Genomic DNA, 3,208 nt, shown 5'->3' with positions numbered 1-3,208 from the left:
TATCGGCGCTCGGTTACGGTTGCTGGGGAATCTCCGGTCCGTCATTCTGGGATGGGACGACAGACGAAGACTCGATCAAGACTATTGAGAGGGCAATAGCCGGAGGAATAAACTTCTTCGATGTGGCGCCGGTATACGGTCTGGGACATGCTGAGGAGGTACTTGGGAAGGCAATGAAAGGCTCTAGGGATAAGATCTTTATTGCAACTAAGTGCGGTCTTCTCTGGGACGATCAGGGAAGAACGAGAAACTGTCTCAAACCAGAGAGCGTAAGAAGAGAGATCGAAGATAGTCTCCGAAGACTCGGAACAGATCATGTGGATCTCTATCAGCTACACTGGCCCGATCCAGAAGTCGAAATCGAAGAGACAATGGAGACTATGGTCGATCTGAAAAGAGAGGGAAAGATCAGATACATAGGTCTGTCAAACTTTTCAATCCCCGAGGCAAGAAGAGCAATGAAGGTGGGAGAGATATGCAGCATGCAGGGCCTCTACAATTTGCTCGAAAGGAATCCAAAGAGCTACCACAATATTCCGCTCGATTACAGAGTCGAAGAGGAAGTCCTTCCCTTCGTTCTGGAGAATGGAATGGCCTTTCTGCCATACAGCCCGCTCTTCCAGGGCCTCTTGGCTGGAGCGATAAGCGATAAGAAGAAGTTCAGCGAACATGACGTGCGGGCAGCAAATCCGAAGCTAAGTACACCTGAGTTCAAGAAATACTACGAGGTCGTCGTGCAACTGAACAGGCTGGCCCATGAGATAGGTAAGCCTCTGAGTCACATAGCTATAAACTGGCTTATCCGAAATGAAGCGGTTACATCGGTTATCGCGGGTGCTCAGAAGGTCGAACAGATAGAGCAGAATCTCGGCGCCGTCGAATGGGATATGAATGATGACCTATACGAAAGGATAGAAGAGATAATCTCCAGTTCCAATCTAGAGCTGTAGGGGGTGTCTATTTGAAAGCCGCGTTTGTGAAATCACCGTTTAAATTCGAGATCCGGGAGGTAGATCTTCCCCCTCTGGAACCAAATGACGTACTGCTGAAGATAAAGGCCTCGGGAATCTGCGGAACAGATCTTCACACAGCTAGAACCGAAGCCAAAGACTGGCAAACTTTCGGCCACGAGATAGTCGGCATTGTAGAAGAAGTTGGTTCAAATGTAGAAAATGTCGAGGTCGGTCAGAGCGTGCTGGTAGAAAGCGGCTCCTTTTGCGGGACTTGCGAGGACTGCAGAAACGGGAGAGTAGATCTCTGCCATGACAGAGCGCCCAACGTCTTCATAAGGGCCGAAAAAGAGAATCTCACGATGGGCTTTGCCGAGAAGGTAATAATTGACAAGCAAAATGCAGTTCCCTTCGAGGGAGTTCCTTTTGAGGAGGCATCTCTCGTCGAGCCAATGGGAGTTGCGCTGGACCTCACATACACGGTTGATCCCAAGCTGAACGACGACGTGCTGGTCGTTGGCCTAGGCCCGATCGGTCTCATGGCCGTTCAGATAGTCAAAGCCATGGGAGCTAGAAGAATCTTTGTCGCCAACCATTCAAGATCTAAGATAAGGATTGATGTCGCAAAGAGCTTCGGAGTGGAGGATGTCATATTCGTCGACAAGACCCCGATCAGCTCCTATAAATTCCCTAAGGGCGGAGTCGATAGAGCTCTCGTAACCGCACCGCCTTACGTGATTCCCGAAGTTCTTGACGTCATGAATTTTGGAGGAGTCGTCGGCTTCATCGGAATAGACTACGGTGAGGGACGGTTCATAAAATTCGATGCGAACAAGTTCCACTTCAGCAAGCTTCAGCTTAGAGCCTCCCATGCAGTTCCGGCTCTGTACTTCCCAAGATGCGTAGATATGATAAAGAGCGGAGCAGTAAATGTGAAACCGCTGATCACCGATACCTTCAAACTGGAAGATATAGGTGAGATGATGGTCAAGGCCGAGAACGAGAAGGACAAAGTAATAAAGGCAGTAATGCTAGATTGAGAATGAATACAGGGGCCAGCCGCAATGGCGGGCCTTTTTCTTTGAGATCAACCTGAAGAGAAAGGATGATCATCATCGGTCAACAGTCCGCCGTCCTCCGAGAAGAACCGGTTCTTCGTTCCGACACCGCGCGTCCAGGTTGTTCGTTCTTGGCAAAGAATTCCATCATGACTGAAAATGAGGTCGGTTCTTGATGTGCACACAACCCGTCGACGATGGAGCCGTCGACACCCTTCTCGAGAGCTCATCACTACCCACATCGTCTTCTTTGGAGCTCAATCATTTTGCTCCTCATTTCCAGAATCAGTTAGCATTAGTAGTAAATAATGGCGGTTTCATGGATCTCTACGTTCTTGATCTTAAATCCCCGCTTGAGCGGGGGGGACCGCTTGCGGTGGGGTGTGTGCTCTTTGAACAACGTTTAGAATAGATTGGCCTGTTGAAAATTGAGCGATATGTTCACTACTTCACGTTATTTAATCTGTGATCCATATTTATGCTCCTACCAGAGACCAAGAACTAACATCGAGCAACCACTCACATCGGACTATTTCAGAGCATCGGCTTTTTCGCATACAAAGACCAACACCCTCCGCCACTACGTGGCCCTCCTCCCTCAAGGGAGGACTTAAGATCAGGATCATCAAGAGCCAAACACAGCATTCGCACGAGAACCAACATATTAATGAAATTTAACTCCCTGACTCATGTGTAATGATGAGCTCTTGAGGGAAATTGAAGAGCTCTTCAAGGCTTTTCAAGATCCCAGAACCTTACCTGCCCTCTTTGCTTTTCCCTTATCTCTACTCTCTAAATAATGGTTTGACCAAGGACGGTTATTCCGAAACGCCCAATTCCGTCATTCCGACAAAGCTCCTGGTCGGAATCTCGATACTATTACTTCACGGCTCTCGTCGGCGAACGGAGAACCATTCAACGGCCAACCAGTTTCTCTTGATCTTCCGATCTCTGTCAAATTTCATCTTCTTTTCCCTCCATTCTTCTCTTCCATTCTAGAGGGTTTACACAATCTTATTTACATACTCAGACAATCTATCAGGCACCTACAAGAGAGGCAGGAGACAGAACCTCCTGGTGCGTGAGCGCCAGCATCACTTCCCCGGATGCCCTTCCGGGCATCACTTCCTCGCGCCAGCGAGCCTCACTTCCTGCCGGAGGCAGCATCACTTCTGACCTTGATGCCACCAGCCTGCTACC

4 protein-coding genes are annotated in these 3,208 nt (G+C 48.9%); 3 read left to right on the top strand and 1 reads right to left on the bottom strand.

Annotation, left to right across the window (positions count from 1 at the left end; all coding sequences use genetic code 11):
* The 3 genes from ENN47_00795 to ENN47_00785 form a co-directional block, all read left to right on the top strand.
* On the top strand, positions 1 to 950 hold a 950-nt coding region (locus ENN47_00795), incomplete at its 5' end, for an aldo/keto reductase (protein HDP76729.1).
* A gap of 11 nt (positions 951 to 961) precedes the next feature.
* Positions 962 to 1,990: an L-threonine dehydrogenase gene (locus ENN47_00790; protein ID HDP76728.1), complete on the top strand. Its 1,029-nt coding sequence runs from the start codon at positions 962 to 964 to the stop codon at positions 1,988 to 1,990.
* 193 nt (positions 1,991 to 2,183) lie between these two features.
* Complete coding sequence (locus tag ENN47_00785; protein HDP76727.1) at positions 2,184 to 2,420, top strand: hypothetical protein; 237 nt, start codon at positions 2,184 to 2,186, stop codon at positions 2,418 to 2,420.
* Positions 2,421 to 3,046: 626 nt separating this feature from the next.
* Here the strand turns inward: ENN47_00785 and ENN47_00780 are convergent.
* Positions 3,047 to 3,196, bottom strand: coding sequence for a hydrolase-like protein (locus ENN47_00780; GenBank protein HDP76726.1), 150 nt, complete (start codon positions 3,194 to 3,196; stop codon positions 3,047 to 3,049).
* Between the last annotated feature and the right edge of the window lie 12 nt (positions 3,197 to 3,208).

Source organism: Mesotoga infera (assembly GCA_011045915.1).
Classification (GTDB): Bacteria; Thermotogota; Thermotogae; order Petrotogales; family Kosmotogaceae; genus Mesotoga; species Mesotoga infera_D.
Note: the sequence above shows the minus strand (reverse complement) of the source record. Positions and strands in the feature narration are given on the sequence as shown.